Origin of the sequence: Halomarina ordinaria, from assembly GCF_030553305.1 — an archaeon.
GTDB lineage: Archaea > Halobacteriota > Halobacteria > Halobacteriales > Haloarculaceae > Halomarina > Halomarina ordinaria.
Map to the genome: position 1 here is coordinate 158,449 of NZ_JARRAH010000001.1, position 23,652 is coordinate 182,100.

Annotated in this window: 24 protein-coding genes; 20 read left to right on the forward strand and 4 right to left on the reverse strand. The window is 70.6% G+C overall.

Going from position 1 to position 23,652, the window contains the following annotated elements:
• Positions 1–244 precede the first annotated feature (244 nt).
• The 5 genes from P1Y20_RS00845 (at position 245) to P1Y20_RS00865 (ending at position 3,443) form a co-directional block, all read left to right on the forward strand.
• Positions 245–475: a DUF3311 domain-containing protein gene (locus tag P1Y20_RS00845; RefSeq protein ID WP_304446759.1), complete on the forward strand. Its 231-nt coding sequence runs from the start codon at positions 245–247 to the stop codon at positions 473–475.
• A complete protein-coding gene (locus P1Y20_RS00850) occupies positions 472–1,932 on the forward strand; it encodes a sodium:solute symporter family protein (protein ID WP_304446760.1) in 1,461 nt (486 codons plus the stop codon). Before P1Y20_RS00845 ends, P1Y20_RS00850 begins: the two co-directional genes overlap by 4 nt.
• A 162-nt stretch (positions 1,933–2,094) precedes the next feature.
• Positions 2,095–2,370, forward strand: a complete 276-nt coding sequence (locus P1Y20_RS00855) for a 4a-hydroxytetrahydrobiopterin dehydratase (RefSeq protein ID WP_304446761.1) — start codon at positions 2,095–2,097, stop codon at positions 2,368–2,370.
• 1 nt (position 2,371) lies between these two features.
• A complete protein-coding gene (lwrS, locus tag P1Y20_RS00860; protein WP_304446762.1) occupies positions 2,372–2,761 on the forward strand; it encodes an LWR-salt protein in 390 nt (129 codons plus the stop codon).
• A 31-nt stretch (positions 2,762–2,792) separates the two neighbouring features.
• The gene (locus P1Y20_RS00865; protein WP_304446763.1) at positions 2,793–3,443 is read left to right on the forward strand and encodes an HAD family hydrolase; all 651 of its coding nucleotides are present in this window, start codon (positions 2,793–2,795) and stop codon (positions 3,441–3,443) included.
• Position 3,444: 1 nt separating this feature from the next.
• On the opposite strand, the gene P1Y20_RS00870 is transcribed toward P1Y20_RS00865, so the two are convergent.
• The 3 genes from P1Y20_RS00870 to P1Y20_RS00880 are packed head-to-tail and all read right to left on the reverse strand — an operon-like array spanning position 3,445 to position 6,833.
• Positions 3,445–3,675, reverse strand: a complete 231-nt coding sequence (locus tag P1Y20_RS00870) for a hypothetical protein (protein ID WP_304446764.1) — start codon at positions 3,673–3,675, stop codon at positions 3,445–3,447.
• A gap of 42 nt (positions 3,676–3,717) precedes the next feature.
• The gene (locus P1Y20_RS00875) at positions 3,718–5,601 is read right to left on the reverse strand and encodes a molybdopterin biosynthesis protein (protein WP_304446765.1); all 1,884 of its coding nucleotides are present in this window, start codon (positions 5,599–5,601) and stop codon (positions 3,718–3,720) included.
• Positions 5,598–6,833 (reverse strand): molybdopterin molybdotransferase MoeA, encoded by a 1,236-nt coding sequence (locus tag P1Y20_RS00880; RefSeq protein WP_304446766.1) that lies wholly within the window; start codon positions 6,831–6,833, stop codon positions 5,598–5,600. Before P1Y20_RS00880 ends, P1Y20_RS00875 begins: the two co-directional genes overlap by 4 nt.
• 126 nt (positions 6,834–6,959) lie before the next feature.
• Here P1Y20_RS00880 and P1Y20_RS00885 point away from each other — a divergent pair, with 126 nt between their 5' ends.
• The 10 genes from P1Y20_RS00885 (at position 6,960) to P1Y20_RS00930 (ending at position 16,326) form a co-directional block, all read left to right on the forward strand.
• Positions 6,960–8,174, forward strand: coding sequence for a cytochrome P450 (locus P1Y20_RS00885; protein WP_304446767.1), 1,215 nt, complete (start codon positions 6,960–6,962; stop codon positions 8,172–8,174).
• Between the two features lie 52 nt (positions 8,175–8,226).
• A complete protein-coding gene (locus P1Y20_RS00890) occupies positions 8,227–9,012 on the forward strand; it encodes a hypothetical protein (protein WP_304446768.1) in 786 nt (261 codons plus the stop codon).
• A 103-nt stretch (positions 9,013–9,115) separates the two neighbouring features.
• Positions 9,116–9,472: an Hsp20/alpha crystallin family protein gene (locus tag P1Y20_RS00895; protein ID WP_304446769.1), complete on the forward strand. Its 357-nt coding sequence runs from the start codon at positions 9,116–9,118 to the stop codon at positions 9,470–9,472.
• Between the two features lie 6 nt (positions 9,473–9,478).
• Complete coding sequence (locus P1Y20_RS00900) at positions 9,479–11,314, forward strand: ABC1 kinase family protein (RefSeq protein ID WP_304446770.1); 1,836 nt, start codon at positions 9,479–9,481, stop codon at positions 11,312–11,314.
• A gap of 42 nt (positions 11,315–11,356) precedes the next feature.
• Positions 11,357–12,424, forward strand: coding sequence for an aminotransferase class I/II-fold pyridoxal phosphate-dependent enzyme (locus P1Y20_RS00905; protein WP_304446771.1), 1,068 nt, complete (start codon positions 11,357–11,359; stop codon positions 12,422–12,424).
• Between the two features lie 111 nt (positions 12,425–12,535).
• Positions 12,536–12,892, forward strand: a complete 357-nt coding sequence (locus P1Y20_RS00910) for a hypothetical protein (RefSeq protein ID WP_304446772.1) — start codon at positions 12,536–12,538, stop codon at positions 12,890–12,892.
• A gap of 139 nt (positions 12,893–13,031) precedes the next feature.
• A complete protein-coding gene (locus P1Y20_RS00915) occupies positions 13,032–13,406 on the forward strand; it encodes a translation initiation factor IF-5A (RefSeq protein ID WP_304446773.1) in 375 nt (124 codons plus the stop codon).
• Positions 13,407–13,408: 2 nt separating this feature from the next.
• Entirely contained in the window at positions 13,409–14,239 is an 831-nt protein-coding gene (gene speB / locus P1Y20_RS00920) for an agmatinase (RefSeq protein ID WP_304446774.1), read from the forward strand.
• A 261-nt stretch (positions 14,240–14,500) separates the two neighbouring features.
• The gene (locus P1Y20_RS00925) at positions 14,501–15,262 is read left to right on the forward strand and encodes a Nif3-like dinuclear metal center hexameric protein (protein WP_304446775.1); all 762 of its coding nucleotides are present in this window, start codon (positions 14,501–14,503) and stop codon (positions 15,260–15,262) included.
• Positions 15,263–15,306: 44 nt separating this feature from the next.
• Positions 15,307–16,326, forward strand: coding sequence for a deoxyhypusine synthase (locus P1Y20_RS00930; protein ID WP_304446776.1), 1,020 nt, complete (start codon positions 15,307–15,309; stop codon positions 16,324–16,326).
• 55 nt (positions 16,327–16,381) lie between these two features.
• Here the strand turns inward: P1Y20_RS00930 and P1Y20_RS00935 are convergent, their stop codons facing one another.
• Positions 16,382–17,338: a DUF2334 domain-containing protein gene (locus tag P1Y20_RS00935; RefSeq protein ID WP_304446777.1), complete on the reverse strand. Its 957-nt coding sequence runs from the start codon at positions 17,336–17,338 to the stop codon at positions 16,382–16,384.
• A 434-nt stretch (positions 17,339–17,772) separates the two neighbouring features.
• Between P1Y20_RS00935 and P1Y20_RS00940 the strand changes: the two genes are divergently transcribed.
• The 5 genes from P1Y20_RS00940 (at position 17,773) to P1Y20_RS00960 (ending at position 23,343) form a co-directional block, all read left to right on the forward strand.
• Positions 17,773–18,570 (forward strand): hypothetical protein, encoded by a 798-nt coding sequence (locus P1Y20_RS00940; protein ID WP_304446778.1) that lies wholly within the window; start codon positions 17,773–17,775, stop codon positions 18,568–18,570.
• Positions 18,567–19,817 carry a DCC1-like thiol-disulfide oxidoreductase family protein gene (locus P1Y20_RS00945; protein WP_304446779.1) on the forward strand — a complete coding sequence of 417 codons (1,251 nt, stop codon included), beginning with the start codon at positions 18,567–18,569 and terminating at the stop codon, positions 19,815–19,817. Before P1Y20_RS00940 ends, P1Y20_RS00945 begins: the two co-directional genes overlap by 4 nt.
• A 228-nt stretch (positions 19,818–20,045) precedes the next feature.
• On the forward strand, positions 20,046–20,870 hold the full coding sequence (locus P1Y20_RS00950; protein ID WP_304446780.1) for a CPBP family glutamic-type intramembrane protease: 825 nt from the start codon (positions 20,046–20,048) through the stop codon (positions 20,868–20,870).
• Positions 20,871–21,175: 305 nt separating this feature from the next.
• Positions 21,176–22,606: an APC family permease gene (locus P1Y20_RS00955; RefSeq protein WP_304446781.1), complete on the forward strand. Its 1,431-nt coding sequence runs from the start codon at positions 21,176–21,178 to the stop codon at positions 22,604–22,606.
• Between the two features lie 2 nt (positions 22,607–22,608).
• The gene (locus P1Y20_RS00960; protein WP_304446782.1) at positions 22,609–23,343 is read left to right on the forward strand and encodes a universal stress protein; all 735 of its coding nucleotides are present in this window, start codon (positions 22,609–22,611) and stop codon (positions 23,341–23,343) included.
• Positions 23,344–23,652 lie beyond the last annotated feature (309 nt).

Genomic DNA, 23,652 nt, shown 5'->3' on the forward strand with positions numbered 1-23,652 from the left:
AGGGGCTTCTCGCACGCGGAGTGACACGTGGCCGCTCGCTGGGCGGCGTCAGTTCTCTGGTCGTCGACGACCCCCAGACCGGTCCTACGCGCCCCCGACACGGCCGTCGAGCGCACGCCCCGTCGCTGAGGACGAACGAGAGTAGGACTCCAACGACCACTTCCGGTGGAAATATTTCTTCAATACCTCCCTTCGAAGCGCATTAGCAACACTTACGTCAGTCTGTCTACAATCGCTGGTACGAATGGGACTCGATCGGACCGCGGCGTTCTGGGCGGTGGTACTGTTCGCACTCGTCGCACTCGGGGTGCCGTGGTTCCTCTGGCGCGATAGTACCGTCGTCTACGGCCTCCCGCTGTGGCTGTGGTGGCACGTCGGCTGGATGGTGCTCGCGGCCGTCGTCTTCCGGACGTTCGCCGCGCGCGCCTGGGGCGTCGGCATCGAGTCCGGACCGTCGGGGGGTGACCGCGCGTGAGCCTCGCGCTCCAGTTGGGTATCGTCGGCGCGTACCTGACCGTCGCGCTCGGCGTCGGCGTCGTCGCCTACCGTCTCACCGACGACAGCGCCGAGGACTACTACCTCGCCAGTCGGACGCTCGGGACCGTCGTCCTCCTGTTCACGACGTTCGCGACCCTCCTCTCGGCGTTCACCTTCTTCGCCGGGCCGAACATCGCCTACGACATCGGCCCGGAGTGGATCCTCATCATGGGCGTGATGGACGGCCTGCTGTTCGCCGTCCTCTGGTACGTCCTCGGCTACAAGCAGTGGCTCGTCGGGCGCACGCACGGCTACGTCACCCTCGGCGAGATGCTCGGCGACCGCTTCGGGTCGACGGCGCTGCGCGGCCTCGTCGCCGGCATCAGCCTCTTCTGGCTGTTTCCCTACGTGATGCTCCAGCAGCGCGGCGCGGGCATCGCCCTCTCGGCGTTGACCGACGGCGCGGTCCCCTACTGGGCCGGCGCGCTGGTCATCACCCTGTTCATGATCCTGTACGTCGCCATCTCGGGGATGCGCGGCGTCGCGTGGACCGACACGCTCCAGGGGGCGTTCATGCTCACGGTCGTCTGGGTCGCGGTGGCGTGGGTGCTCGCGGCGGTGGGGGGGCCGACCGCCGCGACGGCACGGGTGGGCGAGACCGCCCCGGAGTTCCTCGCCCTCGGCGGGGGCGCGTACACGCCCCAGTACGTCATCTCGACGGCGGTGAGCATCGCCTTCGGCGTCACGATGTTCCCCCAGATAAACCAGCGCTTCTTCGCCGCCGGGTCGAAGGAGACGCTGAAACGGACGTTCACGCTCTGGCCCGTCCTCGTCCTCCTGCTGTTCGTCCCCGCGTTCATGCTCGGGACGTGGGCGCGCGGCCTCGGCGTCGTCGTCCCCGAGGGGAGCAACGTCCTCCCCATCCTGCTCCAGGAGTACACCGCGCCGTGGTTCGCGGCCGTCGTCATCGCCGGGGCACTCGCGGCGATGATGTCCTCCTCGGACTCGATGCTCCTCTCGGGGGCGTCGTACCTCACGCGCGACGTCTACCGACCCCTGTTCGGCGCACCCGACCGGGAGGCACTGGTCGCCCGCCTCGGCGTGGTCGGCTTCGCGCTCGGGGCGTTCGCCCTCAGCCTGACCACGAACGCGACGCTGCTCCAGATCGGCGACACCGCATTCGGGGGGTTCGCACAGCTCGCACTTCCGGTCGCCGTCGCGCTCTACTGGACCCGGACGACGCGAGCGGGCATGTTCGCGGGCGTCCTCGGCAGTCAGGCGTTCTACCTCGCGAGCGTCTTCCTCGCGCAGGTACCCGCGAGCTACGCCGGCTGGAGTGGGTCGCTCGTCGGCATGGCACTCGGCCTCGCGCTCACGGTCGGCGTCTCGCTGGTGACGACGCCCGCCGCCGCCGAGGAACGGGCGGTGTACTTCGAGGGACTCCGCGCGGACTAGTCGTTATATACGAGGACGGGACCAGCGTCGCTATCGCCTGACCCCCGCCCGCCGGCGGGCCGCGACCGTGCGGCGCACCCGCCTGCGAGACCGACGGCCGCGCCGCCAGTTCGCCCCACGCGACACCCCACCCTTATCGGCCCGGCGGTCGTACGCCCGCGCATGGCAGACCTGCTGAGCGACGAGGAGATAGCGGAGCGCGCGCCGGACGACTGGGACCACGAGGGCGACGAACTCGTCCGTACCTACGAGTTCGACGCCTACCTCGCCGGCGTCGGTTTCGCCGCCGGCATCGCGGGCATCGCCGAGGAGGCGTACCACCACCCCGAAATCGTCATCGGGTGGCGCGAGGTGGAGGTCCACCTGACGAGCCACGAAGAGGGCGGCATCACCGAGAAGGACGTCGACCTCGCCGCCCGCTTCGACGACGTCGCCTGAGATGCCCGACGCCGCCTACGTCTTCCGCGTCCGCTTCCGACTCGACCCCGACACCGAGGGTGTCTCGGTCTCCCCCCGGACCTTCGAGACGACGATGGAGCGCGCGGCCGACCCGCCGGGCCAGGAGGGCTGGTTGTTCTTCCGCGACAACCTCTGGCGCGGACAGGCAAACGCCCCCGGACACCTGCGCGACCTGGCGAGCGACGCCCTCGGCGTCCCCGTCGAGTCGGTGGCGTTCCGCGAACTCCGGACCTCCCCCGGCCACTTCGAGGCGCTGAAGGAGGCCATCCGCGAGGAACTCTCGGAGGGGACGTTCGGCAACGCGACGACGCCGGCGGACGTCGTCAAGAACTACCTCGGGAGTTCGGTCCACGTCCGGTCGGAAGGCTGATAGCGTCCGATAGGCTATACTAGCCTCCGAGATGTCGGTCCCTCCCTACGACTTCTGGCTGCTCGACCTCGACGGGACGGTCATCGACGTCGACCCCGCCTACCTCCACGACGTGATGGCCGAGGTGGGTGCGCGCGTCGGCCACGACTTCACCCCGGCCGAGGCGGAGACCGTCTGGTACGGCCTCGGCGGCCCGCGCCGGGACGCCCTGGCCGCGCTGGGCCTCGACCCCGCCGACTTCTGGTCGGTCTTCCACGAGGTCGAGGACCCCCTCGCGCGCGCCGAACACTCCTTCCTCTACGACGACGTCGCCTTCGTCGCCGACCTCGACCGGCCGGTCGGTCTGGTCACGCACTCCCAGCAGTGGCTCACGGACGCGGCGCTCTCACACCTCGACATCGGCGACTGGTTCGACGCCGTCGTCTGCTGTAGCGACGACCTCGGGTGGAAACCCGACCCGGCACCGGTCCGTCGCGCCGTGTCCGCGCTCGGCGTCGACACCGACGCGCGAGGCTTCCTCGCCGGCGACGGTCCGCAGGACGTCGGCGCGGCGTGGAACGCCGGCCTCGACGGTATCCACGTCGAACGACACGGTCACGACCGGCGTGGGATGTGCGTCCTCGGCGACCGGCGGGTCACGCGCCTCGACGAACTGCTCGCCCCGTCGTCGTCGGGCGACTGACTCAGTCGTACTGGTCCTCGCTGTCGTCGAGCGGGACCTCGACGGACGCGGTCGCCGTCCGTTCGACGCGCGTGTCGAGTTCGACCGCCTCGTCGCATTCGGGGCAGGGGACCGCGAGGCGGACCCGCAGCGTCCCGCTCATCTCGTACAGTTCGAGGACGACGGCGTCGGCCGGATAGAGGTACTCCGCGTCGAGTTCGTGCCCGCAGCGGGTGATCGTCTCCCCCGTCATCGTGTCGGGTGGTTCGTGCTAACGCGTAGTCAACGTGTCGCCTCAGCCGTCGTAGCCGGAGAGCGTCTCGAACGGCGACCCCTCCGCGATGGCGTCGGCGAGCGCCCGCACTGACGGCTTCTCGGCGCGGGCCGGCGCGGCGAACGCCCGGACCGTCTCGGTGCCGACCGGGACGAAGCCGAGGTCGAGACGGTCAGCCGTGGCGCGCAGACCGAGACCGGTGTCGGCGCGCCCGGCGAGGACCTTCCGGGCGGGGCTCTCGTGGGCGCGCACGCCCGCCTCGAACCCGTCGATGGCAGACACGAGGTCGTGGCGGTTCGTCCCGCGCTCCTCGGCGAGTGCCGCCAGCGCGTCGGTCAGCGTCGTCCGCAGTCCGGACGCCGACGCGCGGTTCACGAACCGGAGGTCCCGGTCGACGAGCGACGCGAGCCCCTCGACGCCCTCGGGGTTCCCGTTCGGCACGACCAGCCCCCACTCGCGGGTCCAGGCGCCGAGTTCGACGGCGTCGAACCCGGGGTCGTCGGTGCCCGTCGCGACGGCGACGTCGGGCACGCCGTTCCGCAGGCGGCGCAGACCCTCCCGACCCCCGAGGGCGAGGAAGCGCGGTCGGTCGACGCCGTCGAGCAGCCGCGAGAGCGCGGGGTCGTCCTCGCCCACGGCGAACAGCGTCGGTGCCCGGACGTCGGGCGAGAACAGGCGGACGTCGACGGCGTCGCCGGCGTCGAGGTAGCCCGTGTCGGGGTGCATCTCGACGATGCCGTCGGCCTCGACGAGGCTCGTCGTCGCGCCGCTCCCCTTGTCGACCGGGTAGACGAGCGGGTCGTCGCCCTCCTCGGGTCCCCCCTCGACGAGGCCGACGGGCATCAGGCGCAGGCGACCCTCGGCGTAGCGCTCGCTCGTCGCCATCCGCCCCGCGACGGTCGCCGTCCGCGGTTCGGGGACGCCGGCGGCCCGGCGGACGGCCGGCGCGACGAACGTCCTGAAGATGGTGAGCGCCGAGACGGGGTAGCCCGGCAGACCGACGTACGCGCTCCCCTCCAGTCGACCGACGAGCATCGGCTTGCCCGGTTTGACGGCCACGCCGTGGAGCAGCAGTTCGCCCTGCTCCTCGATGACCCGGTAGATGACGTCGACGGCGCTCGCGCTCGTCGACCCCGAGGAGAGCACGAGGTCGCACTCCTCGGCCGCGCGCACGAGCAGGCGCTCCATCTCGTCGTAGTCGTCGCCCGCGTGGTCGTAGAGGACGGCCTCGCCGCCGGCCTCCTCGACGCCCGTCGCGACGGTGTAGGAGTTGACGTCGTATATCTGACCGGCGTCGCTGTTCAGGGCGCCGCCGGGGCGGACGAGTTCGTCCCCCGTCGAGATGATGCCGACCGTCGGGCGCGCGCGGACGGGGACCGAGTCGGCGCCGAGCGCCGACAGCAGGCCGATCTCTCGCGGTGTCAGGCGCGTCCCCGGGCCGAGCGCCCGCTCGCCGGCGGCGACGTCCGCCCCCGCGAACATGACGCGGTCGCCCGGCGCGACGCCCGTCCGCACCTCGATGCGCCCGTCGCGTTCGGTCGTCCGTTCGACCATCACGACGGCGTCGGCTCCCTCGGGAACCACCGCCCCGGTCGATATCTCGGCGCACTCCCCCTCGCCGACGACGAGGTCGGGTTCGGTGCCGGCGTGGACGACGCCGGCGAGGTCGAGCACGGCGGGGTCGGCCTCGTCCGCGCCGAAGGTGTCGCGCGCCTTGAGCGCGTAGCCGTCGACGCTGGCGCGGTCGAACCCCGGGACGTCGAGGTCGGCGTCCACCCGTTCGGCGAGGACCCGACCGCGGGCCTCCCTGAGGGGGACGCGTTCGACCCCGCCCCCGAGGTCGAGCGACGCGATGGCGTCGTGGGCCTCCTCGGCGGGCGCGAGGTCGCGGAACTCCTTTCTCATGGTCGGTACTCCCAGTCCTCGACGGATACCGTTTCGCCCTCGGGCATCCCCTCGCGGGACTCGGGGACGACCACCCAGCCGTCGGCCAGCGCGACCGACGAGAGGACGCCCGACCCGCTCGCGCGCGTCGGCGTGGCCCGGAGGCCGTCCTCCCCCTCGTCGCCCTGGTCGACTTCGACGCGCACGAACGTCCGCACCCCCGGTTCGCTGCGGACCTTCCGCGCGAGCGTCGCCTCCCGGGTCGGGTGCGGTACGTGCGGGAGGTGCCCGACGTGCTTCAACAGCGGTCGGAGGAACTGGACGGCGTTGACGATGCAGGCGACGGGGTAGCCGGGCAACATGACGACGGGCGTCTCACGGACGACGCCGAGCGCGCAGGGGTGCCCCGGCTTCAGCGCGACACCGTGGACCAGCACCTCGCCGAGGTCGTCGACGACCTCGGGGATGAGGTCGCGCGCGCCGACGGACGACCCGCCGGTCGTGACGACGACGTCCTTCGTCAGGTCGCGCTCGATGGCCGCCCGGAGCGCCTCGCGGTCGTCGGTGACGACGTCGCGGTAGGTCGCCCGCCCGCCCCACGCCTCGACGTACCGCGAGACGGTGAGGGCGTTCGTCTCGACCACCTCGCCGGGACCGGGGTCGCGCTCGACCAGTTCCTCGCCGGTCGGAACCACGCCGACGGTCGGGCGCTCGTACACCTCGACCCCCCGGACGCCCGTCGAGCGCAGGAGGCCGAGGTCGGAGGGACGCAGTCGGTGGCCCGCCTCGTAGAGCGCCTGGCCGGCGTCGACGTCCTCGCCGACGGGGCCGACGTTCTCTCCCTCCGCCAGCGCGTCGAACACCTCGACGTCGGTCCCCTCTCCCACGGGAACGCGCTCGGTCTGCTCGACCATCACCACCGCGTCCGCGCCGGGCGGCAGGGCGCTCCCCGTGTGTACCCGGACGGCCTCGCCGTCCGCCACCTCCTCGTCCGCCTCCCGGAGGACGGTCGGCGAGCGGTCGCTCGCCCCGAAGGTGTCGCGCGCGCAGACGGCGTAGCCGTCCATCGCGGCCCGCGCGTAGTGCGGGACGGCTCGCTCGGCGCTCACGGCCCCCGCGAGCATCCGGCCGTCGGCGTTCGCGACCGGGAGGCGGTCGGTTCGCTCGTGGGGTGTCGCCACGTCGAGGAGTCGCTCGCGCGCCGCGGCGACCCGCGTGACGGACTTGAACCCCGTCTCGCTCACGTCGGTCATGGGTCGTCGTTGGCGCCCGGGGGCAAAAGCACCCGCGACGCTCCCGCGTGTTCTCGAGGCCCGACCGACGGCAGTCGGTCCGGGGCCGTCAGTAGGTTCATACAGACAGCCTCCCAACCCCCGACGATGAGTTCTTCGACCCCGCCGTCGTTACTGACCTTCCCCGAGGCGCTCTCCGACCCCGACGCGTGGCTCGACCCCTTCGACTGGTACGCCGCCCGGCGCGCCGAGGCCCCCGTCCACTACGACGACCACCGGCGCTGCTGGGACGTCCTCGCGTACGAGGAGGTGAAGACCGCCCTCGGCGACGACGAGACGTTCTCGGTCGACCCGCGCGAGGCGAGCGACTACCGCTCGACCGGGGGCGAACAGGAGTTCCTGCTGGAGACGATGCTGTTCCAGGACCCGCCGAAACACGACCGCTCGCGCGAGGTGGTCGAGGAGTTCTTCCGCCCGAGCGCGGTCGCGGCCCTCGAACCCCGTATCGAGGACCTCACCCACGACCTGCTCGACGACGTCGAGGGCGACCGGATGGACGTCGTCGACGCCCTCGCGTACCCCCTGCCGGTCATCGTCATCGCCGAGCTGCTCGGCGTGCCGAGCGAGGACCGCGACCGGTTCCGCGAGTGGTCGACGACGATGGTCGCCTCGACGGACGGCGACGGCGAGGGCAACGGCGACCTCCAGCAGCGACAGATGCAGGCCGGGATGGAACTCGCCAGTTACTTCGGCGAACTCATCGCCGACCGGCGCGAACACCCCCGGGACGACCTCGTCACGCGCCTCGTCGAGTCCGAGGAGGAGGCCGGCTTCGACGAGACGGAACTGCTCGGGTTCTGCATGCTGTTGCTCATCGCGGGCAACGTCACCACGACGAACCTCGTCGGGAACGCGGTCCGGTCCTTCGCCGAGGCCGACCACCTCTCGGGGTTCGAACCGGACGCGCTCGGGCCCGCCGTCGAGGAGGTCCTGCGCTACCGCGCGCCCGTGCAGGCGATGTCGCGGGTCGCCACCGTCAACACGACGCTCGGCGGCGCCGACATCGCGGCCGGCGACCGGGTGGTCTGCTGGCTGGGCGCGGCGAACCGCGACGGCGCGAAATTCGACGCCCCCGACACCTTCGTCCCCGACCGCACGCCCAACCAGCACCTCGGCTTCGGCTACGGCACGCACTACTGTCTGGGCGCGCCCCTCGCCCGCCTCGAGGCGACCGTCGCCCTGCGCGTCCTCTTCGAGCGCTTCGACCTCCTCGAGGTAGAGACGGACGACCTGACGCCCGTCCGGAGTTCGTTCATCTACGGCGTCGAGTCGCTCCCCGCCCGAATCGAGCGCCGGGACTGAGTCCCGACCGACGAGGGCGAACCGTTAGGTGACGGCGCTCAGAACGGTCGGTATGGCCCTCCAGACGCTCCCGGAGCCCTCCCTCGCGCTCCTCGTCGCGGCCGTTCTGGCACTCGTCGGCCTAGCCGTCGCCGCCCTCGCCGGGACGCAGGTGCTCCTCGCGTACCGCCTCGTCGCCACCGACCCGACGCCGGTGGTCGACCTCCCGAACACGAGCGGTCCCGTCGAGGTCCGTGGGACGGCCGGCGTCCACGAGGACACCCTCACCGCCCCGTTCTCCGGAACGCCCTGTCTCGTCTGCGCCTGGACCGTCGAGGAGGAGCGCACCGGCCAGCACGGCACCTACTGGGAGGACGTCGCCGCCGGACGGGAAGCCGTCCCGTTCCGCGTCGAGGACGACACCGGGAGCGTCCTCGCGTTCCCCGCGGGCCTCGACAGCCGCCTCGAACGCGAGCGCGTGGCGACCGTCCCCGGCGGACGGCCGCCGCCCGAGCGCATCCGGCGGTTCGTCGCCGAACGCGAGGACCTCGACGGCGAGGACACCTCGCTGTCGCTCGGTCCGCTCGAGGTCGCGACCGGGTCGGACCGCCGGTACGTCGAGGCGCGCCTCGACCCCGGCGAGCGGGCGTACGTCTACGGCGAACCCGTCTACGACCGGGGCGTCAGCACGGCGGTCGGCCAGGTGAACGCACGCCTCGAACCGCACGACGGCTCGCTGCTCGTCTCCGACACCGACGAGCGCGGCGTCGCCCGCCGGGTCGTCCGCGGGGCGCTCGCGCCCGCCGCCACCGCACTCGCCTTCCTCGCCGGGGCGGGGGTCGTCCTCGTCGCGTTCTGAGCGCTCGCTCGGCCCGGTCGCGGCCGGCGTCGCGTTCCGTCCCTCCCGCCTCCGACGGGCCGCGACCGGGGGGTTTTTCGCCTTCGCGTGACTATCGTCGGGTATGTCTGCCCTGCGCGATGCGCTGCAGGACCTTCCCGACGCGGTGTTCGCAGACCTGCTGGAGTCGGACGACGCCTACCTGGTCGTCGTCGACCTCCCGGGTGCGACCGCCGACACCGTCGACGCCCGCGTCGACGAGGGGACGCTGCGCCTCGAGGTGCAGCGGGCGAAGGACCTCCCCGACGAGTTCCGCTACCTCAGCGAGGACCGCTCGCTGTTCCTCGACGCCGAGTTGCGCCTCCCGCCGGACGCGACCGGCAACGGCGCCGAGGCGACCATCGAGCGGGGCGTCCTCGAACTGACGCTGCCGAAGACGTCGGCCGCGCCGGACGAACCGATTCCGGTGAGGGATGGGTAGGGCGGCGTGACGGCCCGCGCGTACCGGCGCTTCTTCGTCGTCGCGTGGCAGTTCCTGCCCGTCCTGCTCGCGTACGCCCGCGACCGCCGGCGCTTCTTCCTCTTCGGGAAGGCCCGCGAGGTCACCCCGGAGATGCGTCGCCAGCGCGCGCGGACGCTCCTCGAGTCGATGCTCACGCTCGGCCCGACGTTCATCAAGCTCGGCCAGTTGCTGTCGACGCGCCCCGACATCCTCCCGCCGGAGTACATCGAGGAGTTCTCGACGCTCCAGGACGAGGTCCCCGCCGCACCGTGGGCCGAGGCCCGGCAGGTGCTCGAGGCGGAACTCGGTGCCCCCGCGGAGGCGTTCGAGGCGTTCGACACCGAGGCCATCAGCGGCGCGAGCCTCGGGCAGGTGTACGTCGCACGCCACGAGGGCCAGCAGGTCGCGGTGAAGGTGCGCCGACCGAACATCGAGTCGCTCGTCGAGGCCGACCTCCGCGTCATCCAGTTCTCGCTGCCCATCCTCATGCGGTTCGTCGGTCAGGCGCAGTCGTTCTCGCTGGAGACGCTCGCCGACGAGTTCGCCACCGTCATCCGCGAGGAGATGGACTACGGCCGCGAGGCGCGGATGCTCCAGGAGATTCGCTCGAACTTCGCCGACAACGACGCCATCCGTATCCCGGCGGTCGTCGAGGAGCGCTCGACCGGCCGCGTCCTGACCATGGAGTTCGTCCCCGGAACGAAGATATCGGAGATAGCGGACCTCGACGCGCTCGGGGTCGACCGCACGGGCCTCGCCGAGACCCTCCAGCGGGTCTACCTCCAGATGATAATCGAGGACGGCGTCTTCCACGCCGACCCGCACCCCGGCAACCTCGCCGTCCAGGACGACGGCACCATCGTCTTCTACGACTTCGGCATGAGCGGGCGTGTCCCGCCGTTCATCCAGGAGAAGATCGTCGACTTCTACATCGGCGTCGCCAACCAGGACATCGACGCCATCCTCGACGCGCTCATCGAGATGGGGACGCTCTCGCCGGAGGCCGACCGCGAGACGATGGGCGACGTGATGGAACTCGCCATCGCGGACGTGCGCGGCGAGGAGATAGAGCAGTACCGCGTCCAGCAGATCGTCAACCAGGTCGAGGACACCATCTACGAGTTCCCGCTCCGCCTCCCGCCCAACCTCGCGCTCGTCCTGCGCGTCGCGACGGTCGTCGAGGGGGTCTGCGTCACGCTCGACCCGAAATTCGACTTCATCGACGTGGCGACGACCTACCTCCGCGAACAGGGTTTCCTCGAGGCGGGCGTCCAGCAGTTCGTCGAGGAGCGCGTCGAGGAGGTCAACCAGGCGACGCAGTCCATCGTCCGCGTCCCGCCGAAACTGGAGCGGACGCTCGACGACCTCGACCGGGGGAACGTCACCGTCACCGCCGAGTTCGCGGACCCCGACGGCGTGATGGAGGACCTCGCGAAGCGCCTCAGCTACACCTTGCTGCTCCTGGCGAGCGGCCTCGCGACGGCCATCCTCTACGCCGCCGGCGCGACGCTCGCGACGGCCGTCGCGGGCATCGTCGCGACGACGTTCGCCGTCTTACTGTTCCTCTCGTTCCGCAAGCAGACGGGCATCCGCGCCCAGCCGCAGTTCACGAGACAGAACCTCCGACAGCGTCAACCGGGCGGCCTCGACGGGACCGGCGGGCAGAGCGCACCCGGCGGACAGAGCGCGAGAAACGGGCGCGCGCCGGGGGGGAGCGCGAGTTCGGACGCCGGTACGCCGACCGCGAACGGTCACGACCGGGCCGCCTCCAGCGAGGGGACGAGCACGGCGCGGTCGGACGGTACGTCGCGCGAGCGGTGAGGGACCACGTACAGCCTTTAGCTCCTCGCCCGAACGCCGTCCATGGACGTCGAACCCTTCGCGCTGGAGCGCTGGTTCGCGCGCGTCGAACACGAGGCCGACGTGATGCTCGCCGAGAGCGGCATCCGGAGCCTCCCCGCCTCCCGTTTCGACACCGACCCGGGCGACCTGGGGTACGTCATCCCGACCAACGGCGACCCCGACTTCCGGGCGGACGTCGCCGCGACGTACGGCCGGGGTAACGAGGAGGTACTGTTCACCTGTGGCGCCCAGGAGGCGAACCTGCTCGCCGTCCTCTCGCTGGTCGACGAGGGCGACCACGCCGTCGTCGTCACGCCCACGTACCAGTCGCTCCGGTCGCTCCCCGACGCCGTCGGCGAGGTGACGACGGTCGACCTGGACCCTCCCGGGTGGGACCTTGACGTGGACGCCGTGGCGGGCGCGATGCGTCCCGAGACGACGCTGGTCGTCCTCAACAACCCGAACAACCCGACCGGCCGCTACCTCGACGAGGGGACGGTCCGTGCCGTCTACGACGTCGCCGCCGACAACGGCGCCTACCTGCTCTGCGACGAGGTGTACCGTCAGCTAGCCCAGGACCCCCTCCCGCCGGTGGCGAGCATGGGCGAGTTCGGCGTCAGCACGACGAGCGTCACCAAGGCCTACGGGCTGGCGGGCCTGCGCTTCGGCTGGCTGGCCGGCCCGCCCGAGGTGGTCGAGGCCGCCTGGAACTGGAAGGACTACACCACCATCTCGCCCTCGGCGTTCGGCCAGCACGTCGCCCGCCAGGCGTTCGACGACCGCGCGACGATTCTCGCCGAGAGCCGACGCCTCGCGCGCGACCACCGCGACCGGACGCGGGCGTTCGTCGAACGACACGACCTGGCGTGGTACGACCCCGTCGGCGTCAACGGGTTCATCACCGTCCCCGACGGGTTCGCGACGGGGCAGGCGTTCTGCGAGCGGGTGGTCGAGGAGGAGTCGGTCGTCCTCGCGCCGGGCGATGCCTTCGGCCAGCCCGACTACGTTCGGCTGGGCTTCGGCCTCCCGACCGCGGAGTTGGAGGAGGGGCTCGCCCGACTCGACGCGTTCCTCTCCCGCCACGGGTAGCGGTTCGGCCCGCGCGACGGTGGGGACGGGATGCGCTGTTGGCGGCCGTCGGCCCCCTCGGACGTGTGCGCAGGGTGAACGTTTTACTCGGTCGCCCTCGTACCCGCTGTGATGCTCGTCTACCTACACCAGTACAAGCACGAGGAGGTCCAGGAGGGGCGCCGCACGTCCGGCGAGTCCCAGACCGAGGACGCGGTCGACAAGGACGCCGAGGAGTACTTCGGCGAGAACATCTCCGACTTCGACGTCGAGACGTGGGCGACGGTCGAGCACGAGGGCGACCCCGTCCAGCGGCGAACGCTCACCCTCGACGGGGTCGCCGCGGTGTCGGTCCCGGCGGAACCCGCGGAGGACGACGACCCCGCCCTCCCCGGTCGAACGCTCCAGATACGGACCGGCGGCGGCGAGACGTTCGTCCCACAGGCCGAAATCGTCGAGGTGCAGGACGCGACGCCCGACGAGAGCTGAGCCGAGCGACCGGGAGTCGGCTCCCGGTTCCGAGGCCCCGTCCGTTTTTCGAGGGAGGGTCCGCTCGCTATGCCGCCCACCCTCCCTCGAAAGAAGTGGTTCCGTACCGCTTATACCGCCGGCATGGATAGGCGCAGGCATGGCGAAACAACAGAACGAGGTTCGCGACCTTCAGGAAGGAAGCTACGTGATGATCGAGGACACGCCGTGCGTCATCAACTCGTACAGCACGGCCAAGCCCGGCAAGCACGGAAGCGCGAAGGCTCGCGTCGAGGGCAAGGGCGTCTTCGACAGCAAGAAGCGCAACTTCACCCAGCCGGTCGACGCGAAGGTGTGGGTCCCGATAATCGACCGCAAGCAGGGCCAGGTCATCAGCGTCAACGGAAACGACATGCAGGTGATGGACCTCGAGTCCTACGAGACCATCACGATGCGCGTCCCCGAGGGCATCGACCCCGCCTCGAACGACGAGATCGAGTACCTGCAGTACGAAGACCAGCGAAAGATCGTCTGACGATGTTCCCCGGGGCGCTCGCCGAGCGCGAGGCGGCGGCGTACGTGCTTGTCGGTGCCCCGCTCGACGTTTCGACGACGTTTCAACCAGGGACGAGATTCGGACCCGACCGCGTGCGGACCTTCTCCCGCACGTTCGACGACTTCGACCACCACACAGCGGCGCACTTCACCGACCTCGGCGTCCACGACGCGGGCGACATCCACGCCTGGGACGACGCCGAGGCCTACCTCACCTTCCTCGAGGGGACGCTCTCGGACGTGCGCGACGACGGCGCGCTCCCCCTGCTCCTCGGCGGCGAGCACACCGTCTCCCTCGCCGGCGTGCGCGCCTGCGACCCCGCGACCGTGGTGGTCCTCGACGCCCACCTCGACCTCAGAGCGGAGTACGACGGCAACCCGCTGAGTCACGCGACGGTCACGCGCCACGCCCTCGACGTCGCCGACGAGGCCGTCGTCCTCGGCGCGCGCACCGGGAGCGAGGCCGAGTGGGAACGCGCGAGCGAGGCCGACGTGACCGTCGTCCCGCCAGAGGACGTGGACGAGTGGGCCGCCGCCCCGGACCTCGCCGGGCCGTGTTACCTCAGCGTCGACATCGACGCCGCGGACCCCGCCTACGCCCCCGGGACGGGGACGATGGAGCCGTTCGGCCTCGCGCCCCGCGAGATGCACCGCGTCGTCCGGGCGCTCGCGCCCGACTGCGTCGGGTTCGACGTCGTAGAGGTGAACGACCGCGACGACGGCCAGGCGGCGACGCTGGCGGGGAAACTGCTCCGCGCGTTCGTGTTCGCACACGCACACGGGGACGAGGATGAGGACGGGAACGACCGTTAGTCGACAGAACTGCCGCTGTTCGAGTTGCGTCTCCAGAATCGAGTCGACGGGGGGCTGCTACGGCGTGACCCGTCGGACGACTCGCCGTGCTGTGCGCGTGATACGCCGTTTCGCGCTTCGGGGCATCCGTCGCCACACGAAGAAGGCTTTCCTGAATTTACCCATTGGGAAGCACCTCGTTCGCGTCTCGGCCCTGCCTGACGGCAGGTACTCTCACCCGACGCCGGGAGGGTTCTTAACCGTGGCGGCCGACCCGCCGGTATGCGCCTCTCGACACTTCGTGAACGCCTCGACGAGCGCCTCTCGACCGCCGACTACGCCGACGTGGACGCCAGCCCCAACGGCCTCCAGGTGGGGCCGGACGAGGCCGAGGTCGACCGCGTCGCGGTCGCCGTCGACGCCGCCGAGGCCACTATCGAGGCGGCTACCGAGGCGGACGCGGACCTCCTGCTCACCCACCACGGCCTCGTCTGGGGCGGGCTCGACCGCGTGACGGGCCGCGACTACCGACGCATCGCCCCGCTCGCCCGCGAGGACCTCGCGCTCTACGTCTCGCACCTCCCGCTCGACGGCCATCCCGAACTGGGGAACGCGGCCGGTCTCGCCGACCACCTCGGCCTCGGTGCGCGCGAGGCGTTCGGCGAACTCGGCCCGGTCCACATCGGCCAACGGGGGCGGTTCGAGGATTCCCGCACGGTGGACGACGTGCGCGACGCGCTCGACGACCTGGAGGGGAGCGCGGGGACGCAGGTCCTCGACTTCGGACCGGAGCGCATCGAGTCGGTCGCTATCGTCACCGGGAGCGGTGCCGACTGGCTCGACGAGGCACGCGAGGCTGGCGTCGACGCGTTCGTCACCGGGGAGGGGAAACAGCAGGTGTACCACGAGGCGCGCGAGGCGGGCGTCACCGTCTTCCTCGCGGGCCACTACGCGACCGAGACGTTCGGCGTCCGGTCGCTCGCGGGGCTGTGCTCGGAGTGGGGCGTGGAGACGACGTACCTCTCGCACCCGACCGGTCTCTGACCCGTTTCCCAGTATTCAAATCGTCCCCCGGCCCAGTAGCGCCAATGACCGACCACTCCGACTCGGACCGCGAGGAGTTCCAGCACGACCCGCTCGGGCACGCGCAGGTGCGCGCGGGCATGACCGTCGGTGACCTCGTCGAGGAGTACGGCAGGGCGGGTATCGGCGCGGCGGCGGTCCACGAGGCCGTCGACGTCACCGCCGAGATGCTCGCCGACGAGGACTGCACCGTCTTCCTCTCGCTCGCGGGCGCGATGGTCCCCACCGGGATGCGCCGGGTCGTCTCGGACCTCGTCCGCGACGGCCACGTCGACGCGCTGGTGACGACCGGCGCGAACCTCACCCACGACGCCATCGAGGCCGTCGGCGGCAAGCACCACCACGGCCGCACCGGCGCGCCGGAGCGAACCGAGCGCGAACACGACGAGCGCCTCCGCGACGAGGAGGTCGACCGCATCTACAACGTCTACCTCCCCCAGGAGCACTTCGCGCTGTTCGAGTCGCACCTCCGCGAGGAGGTGTTCCCGCCGCTCGAGGAGGAGGGGAGCGTCTCCATCGCCCGGTTCTGTGCGGAACTCGGGCGGGCGAACGCCGAGGTGAACGACCGCGAGGGCGTCGCGGAGGACGCGGGCGTCGCGGCCGCCGCCTTCGACTGCGACGTGCCGGTCTACTGTCCGGCGATTCAGGACTCGGTGCTCGGCCTGCAGGCGTGGATGTACTCCCAGACGTCCCCGTTCTCGCTCGACGCGCTGCGCGACATGTCGCCGTTGACGGACCTCGCCTACGAGGCCGACCGCGCGGGCTGTCTGCTCGTCGGCGGCGGCGTCCCGAAGAACTTCACCCTGCAGACGATGCTCGTCACGCCGGGAGCCTACGACTACGCCGTCCAGATAACGATGGACGGCGCCGCGACCGGTGGGCTCTCCGGGGCGACCCTCGACGAGGCGCGCTCGTGGGGGAAACTGGAGAAGGACGCCCGCAACGTCACCGTCCTCGGGGACGCGACGGTCTACCTCCCCCTGCTCGTCGCGGGCGCACGCGAGCGCATGGAAGACGCGGCCTGAGTCGAGCGCCCGGTCCGTGCCGCCCCCGCCCCGGCGAATCGCCTCGAACCACCCGTTACTCGTCGACTTCGAGGAGTTCCCACCCCTCGTCGGTCCGCCTGATGGTCTCTCCGTCCATGTGCTCACCCAGTTCGCCGAGGGTGAGGAACGCGACGTCACCGGACGCCTTCATGTGGCGGATGAGGTCCCTGAGCTGCGTCCGTCTGTCGGCGCTGTCGAAGTCCTGGTAGTGGAGCATCTGGACGTGAACCTCGTCCGCGGCGGCCGACTCGTCGTATCGACGTTCGAGCGTCTCGCCGTCGTGGAAGTCACCGGTCGTCCAGTTGGCGACGAACCCGCCGTCGTTCGAGACGTGGCGGAGGCCGCCGTCGGTGAACTCGCCCTCGCTGTCGTAGTACTCCGCGGTGAACCAGCCGCCGCCGGAGACGAGTGTGTAGTTCGCCTCCCCGAGCGCCTCGACGGTCGACTCGTCGTAGGTGTCCATCGGCGGGATGAACGTCGTCGGCCGCTCGCCGACGCAGTCGGTGAGGGCCGTCGTCCCGCGTGCGAGCCGGTCGCGCTGGGCCGCGGGGTCGAGGCCGCCGAACTCGCTGCCGCCGTGGAAGTCGGTCAGGCGCTCGTGGGTGTAACCGTGGAGGGCGAACTCGAACGTACCGGGATGTGTCGCGGCGTTCTCCCGGAGGTAGGGACAGAGCTCACCCTCGCTCAGGTCGACCCGGTCACCCGCCCGGGGGACGACGCCGAGCGTCACCGGCACGCCCTCCTCGACGAAGATTCGGTCGACGCTCCGCATCGTCTCGGCGCGGTAGTACGGCTGGATGTCGTCGTTCCGGAAGACGACGACGGAGTCGTACTCGACCCACGTCTTCGCGCCGGCGTCGGCCGTCGCCTCGCGGTCGCCGGTCGGTTCGCCGTCCCGCGCGTCGGTCGTGTTCGACCGTCCGTCGTCCGCCTCCCACGGGAGGGTCGCGTCGACGCCGGGGCCGCCGACCAGCGTGGCCGTCAGGAGCACCAGCGCGACGACGCCCGCGCCGACTGCCCCGATTACTCGACTGCGGCGAGTGCTATCGGCGTTCGGTGACTCGTCCCCACTCGGTCCGTCAGACCGTGTCCCGCTGTCCATACCTCCGCGTCGCGAGCGCCGGGGATTGTTATTCGTCGGGTAGCGCCCCCGTCTCGCGGACAACGAGCCGTTTCGACGGGTCGAAACTGTCGACGGTTTAACTGATGGTCTCGTAACAAATTTAATGTCCCTTCACAGACGGTCCTCAAGCGAACTACCGACGCCGGTACGAACATACATGGAGGAAAGAACACACTAACGATGGTTATGTATTGTTTGGGAATATCTATGGGGGTGCTGTCCCGTCACGGGCCGGGGGTCCCGTCGGCAGCAGCCACGAGCGCGTTCGAGTGGTCCGGTCGAATCAGAGCGTGGAGGACGCGATGATGCAGGGAACGATGGACCTGCTGGTTCCGCTGTTCTTCGTCGGGTTCTTCGCCGCCGCCATCGTCGCCGTCGCGTTCGCCGGGAACAGGTACATCAGGGGGACGTACCTGGCGGGCTTCTTCACCGTCTTCATCGCGGTGAACCTGTTCGTCTCGGTCATCCCCGCGCCGGTCGTCCACTGGCACAAGTTCTCCGACGTGCGCGACCAGGACCAGACCCACTACGAACTGCGGGTCGTCGACGCCGAGGGGCGAGAACTGCAGTACGACAACAAGGCGACGCTCGGGGCGAACGGCGTCGCGATGGCGGACCTCCACCGGGAGATGCGGACGGAACGCACCGCCGAGGGGAATCGGGAGATGGGGCAGTATCTCCTCGACCGGGCGACGCGCTACCGGTCGTCGGTCGAGGAGGAGCGACCGTGGCGGTTCCTCCGGTTCCCACCCCACAGCACGACCGGTACCTGGACGCCCCAGCGCCTCTCGAACTACGACGAGTTCGTCGGCGTCCGTCTGTACCGATTCAACGTCTCGACGAGCGAGGACGGCCAGGAGGTGACCGACACCGACGAGACGCTCCTCCTCTCGTACGACGGACCGAGCGACCGCCTGGCGATTCACGAACCGGGTGCCATCGAGCACACCGAGGGTGCCGACGTCGTCGAGGGGACGAACGCCGAGGCCGACCGGGAGTCGCGCTCGGACGACGTGCGGACGCCGCGGGCGGGACGGCCCGTCGCCGCCGTCCCCGGTCCGTCCCGTGACGCCCGGTCCGTCGGGGGTGTCGGCACGTGAGCTTCGTCAACTACGTCGCCGACCGGACGCGCGACACGCCGGTGAACCTCGCGATGGCGCGCGTCGTCCTCGCGGGCTACCTCGTCTGGCGGACGTTCTGGTTCGACTGGCACGCACGCATGGAGGTCCCGTACGTCGCCTTCGAGGAGTACGCCTTCGTCCTCCCGCCGAACGCGACGGTGCTCGTCGTCGAACAGTGGCTCCTCATCGCGACGCTCCTCGCGGTGCTCGTCGGCTACCGCCTCCGGTGGACCGCGACGCTCGCCGCCGTGCTCGTCGGCCACCTCGCCACCGTCCGGTTCACCCTCGACGCCCACGGCTCGGTGACCGCCCTCTTCCTCGGCGTCTACTTCCTCGTCTTCTTCGCGCTGTTCGCCGAGCAGGACGAACTCTCCGCCGACGGCGTCCGGCGCACGGGCGACCGGGAACTGGGGTCGCTCGTCGACCGGCTGAAACGCTCCAGTCGGGGGACCTACCGCGCCGACGCGCTCACCTACAGCCTGCTCGCGGTCGCCATCCTCTACTTCGGGTCCGGGTTCGACAAACTGGCCGCCGGCGGCCTCGGCTGGGCCGAGGCGAGCAACCTCAGTCGCATCCTCTCCGTCCGGAGCGTCATCTACGACCAGCCGATTCCCCTCGGGGTCGAACTGGTGAACTACCCCCTCGCCGTCGAGGCGATGGCCGTCTCCACGCTCGTGCTCGAACTCGGCCTGCTCGTGGCCGTCCTCGCCAGGCGGTCGGTGACGCTCTTCTTCCTCGGTCTGCTCGCGATGAAGGTCGGCATCCTCCTGACGATGGGCATCTTCTTCGGTGACGTCTTCCTCCTGTTCGCGCTCTTCCTCGCGTGGGACCGCCTCTACGAGCGCCTCGTCAGCGACCGACCGGTCGACCTCGTCTTCGACGAGCGGTGTTACTTCTGCGCGCGCAGCCTCTACCCCTTCAAACTGCTCGACGTGAACGACACGGTGACGTTCTACTCGCAGTCGGACGTCCCGAAGCGCTACCGCGAACGGACCGACGTGGACTTCGACGCCGCCATGTTCCTCTTCGACGACGGCGAGGCCCACCGCGGTTACGACGCCTTTCGCGAGCTGCTCCGGCAGTTCCGCGTCTTCGCCCCCCTCGCGTGGGTGATGGGTCTCACACCCGTCGCCGCCGTCGGCGAGCGCGTCTACGGCTACGTCGCGGAGAACCGCAACCGTCACTTCACCTGCTCTATCGACCCCGACGGCGACCTCTCGCAGTAGTCCGACAGGCACTCCTTCGCGTCTCCCACATCTCCACTCGGCCGATGACGACGCACTCCACCGAACCGGCATAGGCCCCCGGTGATGACGACCTCTATGAGTGCCGAGGCCAGCACCCGAACCGACAGCGTCGCGTCCGACATCAGACCAAGAACGTCCGCCACGAGTACCCGAGGCCGTCCCTCTTTCCAGTAACTTTCATGGTGGTTCTCTGACATCGGATGGACAATGGACACGGACGTCGAGCCCGGGTCGCGACTCGAAGGGAGTCAGACCGGGAGGCGGACCTATCTCCGGCGGACCGCCGCGGTGTTCGGCCTCGGCCTCCTCGGTGTCGCGGGAGTAGGCGTCTCGCTGGCGCTGGCTCCGGAGGGACTTCCCACCGTCCCGGACGTCCCGCGGTCCGTCCTCCTCGTCGCGTCGCTGGTCCAGCCGGCCGTGCTGGTCCTCGTCGCGGCGGCCGTCGGTGCGCGACTCGCGCCGGGCCTCGGCTTTCGGTCGCACGTCGTCGCGCGCGTCGAGGGCGAGTCGCTGCGACGGCCCCTCCGGAGAGCGGCTCGCACGGCGGTCCCGGTCGGCCTCGCCGTCGGGGGACTCATCGTCGTCCTCGACGCCGGACTCTCGCTCCTCGCGGGCGCGGAGAGCAGCCTCACCGCCACGGAGGCGACCACCGTGGCGACGGTTCTGGCGTCGATTCCGGCGCGGTTCCTGTACGGCGGCATCGCGGAGGAGGTCCTCCCCCGGTGGGGGTTCATGACCCTCCTCGTCTGGGTCGGGTGGCGGCTGACGGGCCGGCCCACTCGCCCCTCGGCCCCGGTCGTCTGGGCGGCCATCGTCGGTGCGGCCGTCGTGTTCGGCGCCGCTCACCTCCCGGCCGCGGCCGCGGAGACGTCACTCACCCCGTCGGCCGTCGCACGAATCGTGGCCCTCAACGCCGTCGGCGGGGTCGCGTTCGGCTGGGTCTACTGGCGGTACAGCCTCGAAGCCGCCATGCTCGCGCACGCGTCGGCTCACGTCGCGCTGCTCGTCCCGGCGCTGACCACCGTCCTCTGACCGCCACGGCCCCACCGACGTCCCGACCACCGCACGTCCACCGGGGGACCGTGACGGCCGTACCCGACCGCCGACGTGCGACGCCACGTGACGGACCGACGCAGGCCGACGGACCCTCCATGCGTTCGTCGTCCAGAGGGCGCCCTCGATTCGGCCGGTTCCCTCGACGCCGGGTATCACCTCGGCCGAAACGACCGCGCTACGACTGGTACTGGAAGGACGAATTCAGCATTTTCGACCGCTCTGGACGACGTTCGCGCCGTTTTCGTCGTTAGTTTTATCAAACAGTTGAAAGAACGTCTAGCATGGCCGAGCAGCCCGTCGACATCGAGCTAGCGGGGCAGAACGTCGCTGGCGAGGCACCGCTGTCGGAGCCGGCGGCGGTCACCGACGAGGCGACGGTCTACGAGGACGACGTCGAACTCGAACGAACCATCGGCCTCGTCGGCGGCCTGGCCATCGGTATCGGGACGATGATCGGCGCGGGCATCTTCGTCTTCCCGGGGCTGGCGGCGAACAACGCGGGGCTGGCGGCGACCCTCTCGTTCGCCATCGGCGGGGGTATCGCGCTGCTCGTCGCCCTCCCGACGTCAGAACTCGCCACCGCGATGCCCCGCAGCGGGGGTGGATACTACTTCGTCTCGCGGGGGATGGGAGCGGGCTACGGGGCGATCGTCGGCCTCGGCCTGTGGCTCGGGCTGATGTTCGCCTCCGCGTTCTACCTCGTCGGCCTCGGGCACTACGCGAGCGCCGTCCTCGCCGAGGTCGGCGTCGGCCTCGCGTTCGACCCGGTCGTCGCGACCGGCCTGCTGTTCGGGGGGGCGCTGACCGCGCTGAGCGTCGCCGGCACGGAGAACACGGCGAAGATACAGAACGTGGTCGTGGGCGTCCTCCTCGTGGTGCTCGCGGGGTTCCTGTCGTACGGCCTCCTCGACACGGTCGGCGTCTTCGGCCCCGGTGGCACCCCCGAGCCGTTCTTCTCCAGGGAGTACTTCCCCGTCCTGACGACCGCCGCGCTCGTCTTCACCTCGTACCTGGGGTTCGCCCAGGTCGCGACCGTCGCGGGGGAGATCAAACGGCCGGCGCGGAACCTCCCGCTGGCGATGGTCGGGTCGGTCCTCGTCGTCACCGTCTTCTACGTCGTGACGGTCTTCGTCGCCATCAGCGCCTTCGGGTCGGACCAGCTCGGTCAGTTCGGCGAGACGGCGATGGTCGAGGTGGCCCGGACCTTCCTCGGCGTCCCCGGTGCCATCGCCATCCTCTGTGCCGGCCTCCTGGCGACGTTCTCGAGCGCGAACGCGTCCATCCTCAGCGCCTCCCGGGCGGTGTACGCGCTGAGCCGCGACGCGCTGCTCCCGCGCCGGGCGAGCGAGGTCAACCTCCGCTACGGTACGCCGCACGTCGCGTTGCTCGCCGCCGGCGGCCCGATACTCGCGCTCGTCGCGACCGGGCGGGTCGAACTGCTCGCGGAGGTCGCCTCCTTCCTCCACCTCGTCATGTACGGCCTGATGTGCGTCGTGATGATGGTGCTCCGACGGCGGAGTCCGCCGTGGTACTCGCCCAGTTTCCGGGTGCCGGGCTACCCGCTGGTACCGGCCGTCGGCGCGCTGGCGAGTTTCGGACTCATCGCGTTCATGCAACCCGTCTCCATCGCCATCGGGTTCGTCGTCATGGCGGTCTCGTACCTCTGGTACCGGTACTACGCCGGTGCGGTCGTGCTCAGAGGTGACGTGTAGCGATGACGGACCGCACGCCGGTACTCGTCCCCGTTCGCGTCCTCGAGGGGGAGACGGTCCCGGAAGGCGTCCCCGAACTCCTCGCCGACACCCACGTCGTCCTGCTCGGGTACCACGTCATCCCCGAACAGACCGCCACCGGGCAGGCGCACCTCCAGTTCGAGGACCGGGCGACACAGCGACTCGACGACTACGAGGCGATATTCGACGAGGCGGGAGCGACCGTCGAGCGGCGACTCGTGTTCACGCACGACGGGCAGAAGACCATCGACCGCACGATACGCGAACACGACTGCGCGGCCGTCCTCGTCCCGAACGCGACAGGGCCGGTCGCGGACGTGCTCGTCCCGGTCGGTGGGACCAGGAGGACCGACCGCCTCGCCGACGTCGTCGCGGGCGTGTTCGCTGGCATCGGTCCCTCCGTGACGGTGTATCACGTGCTCGAAGCGGGGGAGAGCGAGGCCGACGTCCGGGTGCACCTCGACGCGATGGTCGACCGACTGGGGGCGCTCGGCATGGACCCCTCGGTCATCGAGACGCGCATCGAGCGCGCCAGCGACCCCCTCGGCGCCATCGTCGAGACGGCCGAGGCGTTCGACGCCGTCGTCATGGGCGAGACCGACCCGTCGCTGGCGACGTTCGTGTTCGGGATGCCGGCCGACCAGGTCGCGGACCGGTTCCTCGGGCCGGTGTTCGTGGTCCAGTACGACCCGGAACCGGACGGTGCGACCGGCTGAGGAGCGTCTCGACGAACGCGCGTCCCCGTTCGGTGAGACGTCCGTGGAGAGCCCGGGGGTCGACGGTTCGGTAGGGGTCGACGCTCGTCGTGAACCGGGTGGTGACCGACGCGGACACGGACTGTGAGCGCTGTCTGTCGAGGGCCGCGGCTCACGAGGAGCAGGTCGACCGGATTCGCGCCCTGTTCGACGACCTTCGCATCGTGACGGTCCCGGAGGTGCCCCCCGGACGTCGACGGCGAGGCGGTGCTCGACGACCTCGCGCCGTCGCACGTGACGACGTGAGGTCGCGGGCCGGTTCCGCGCGCC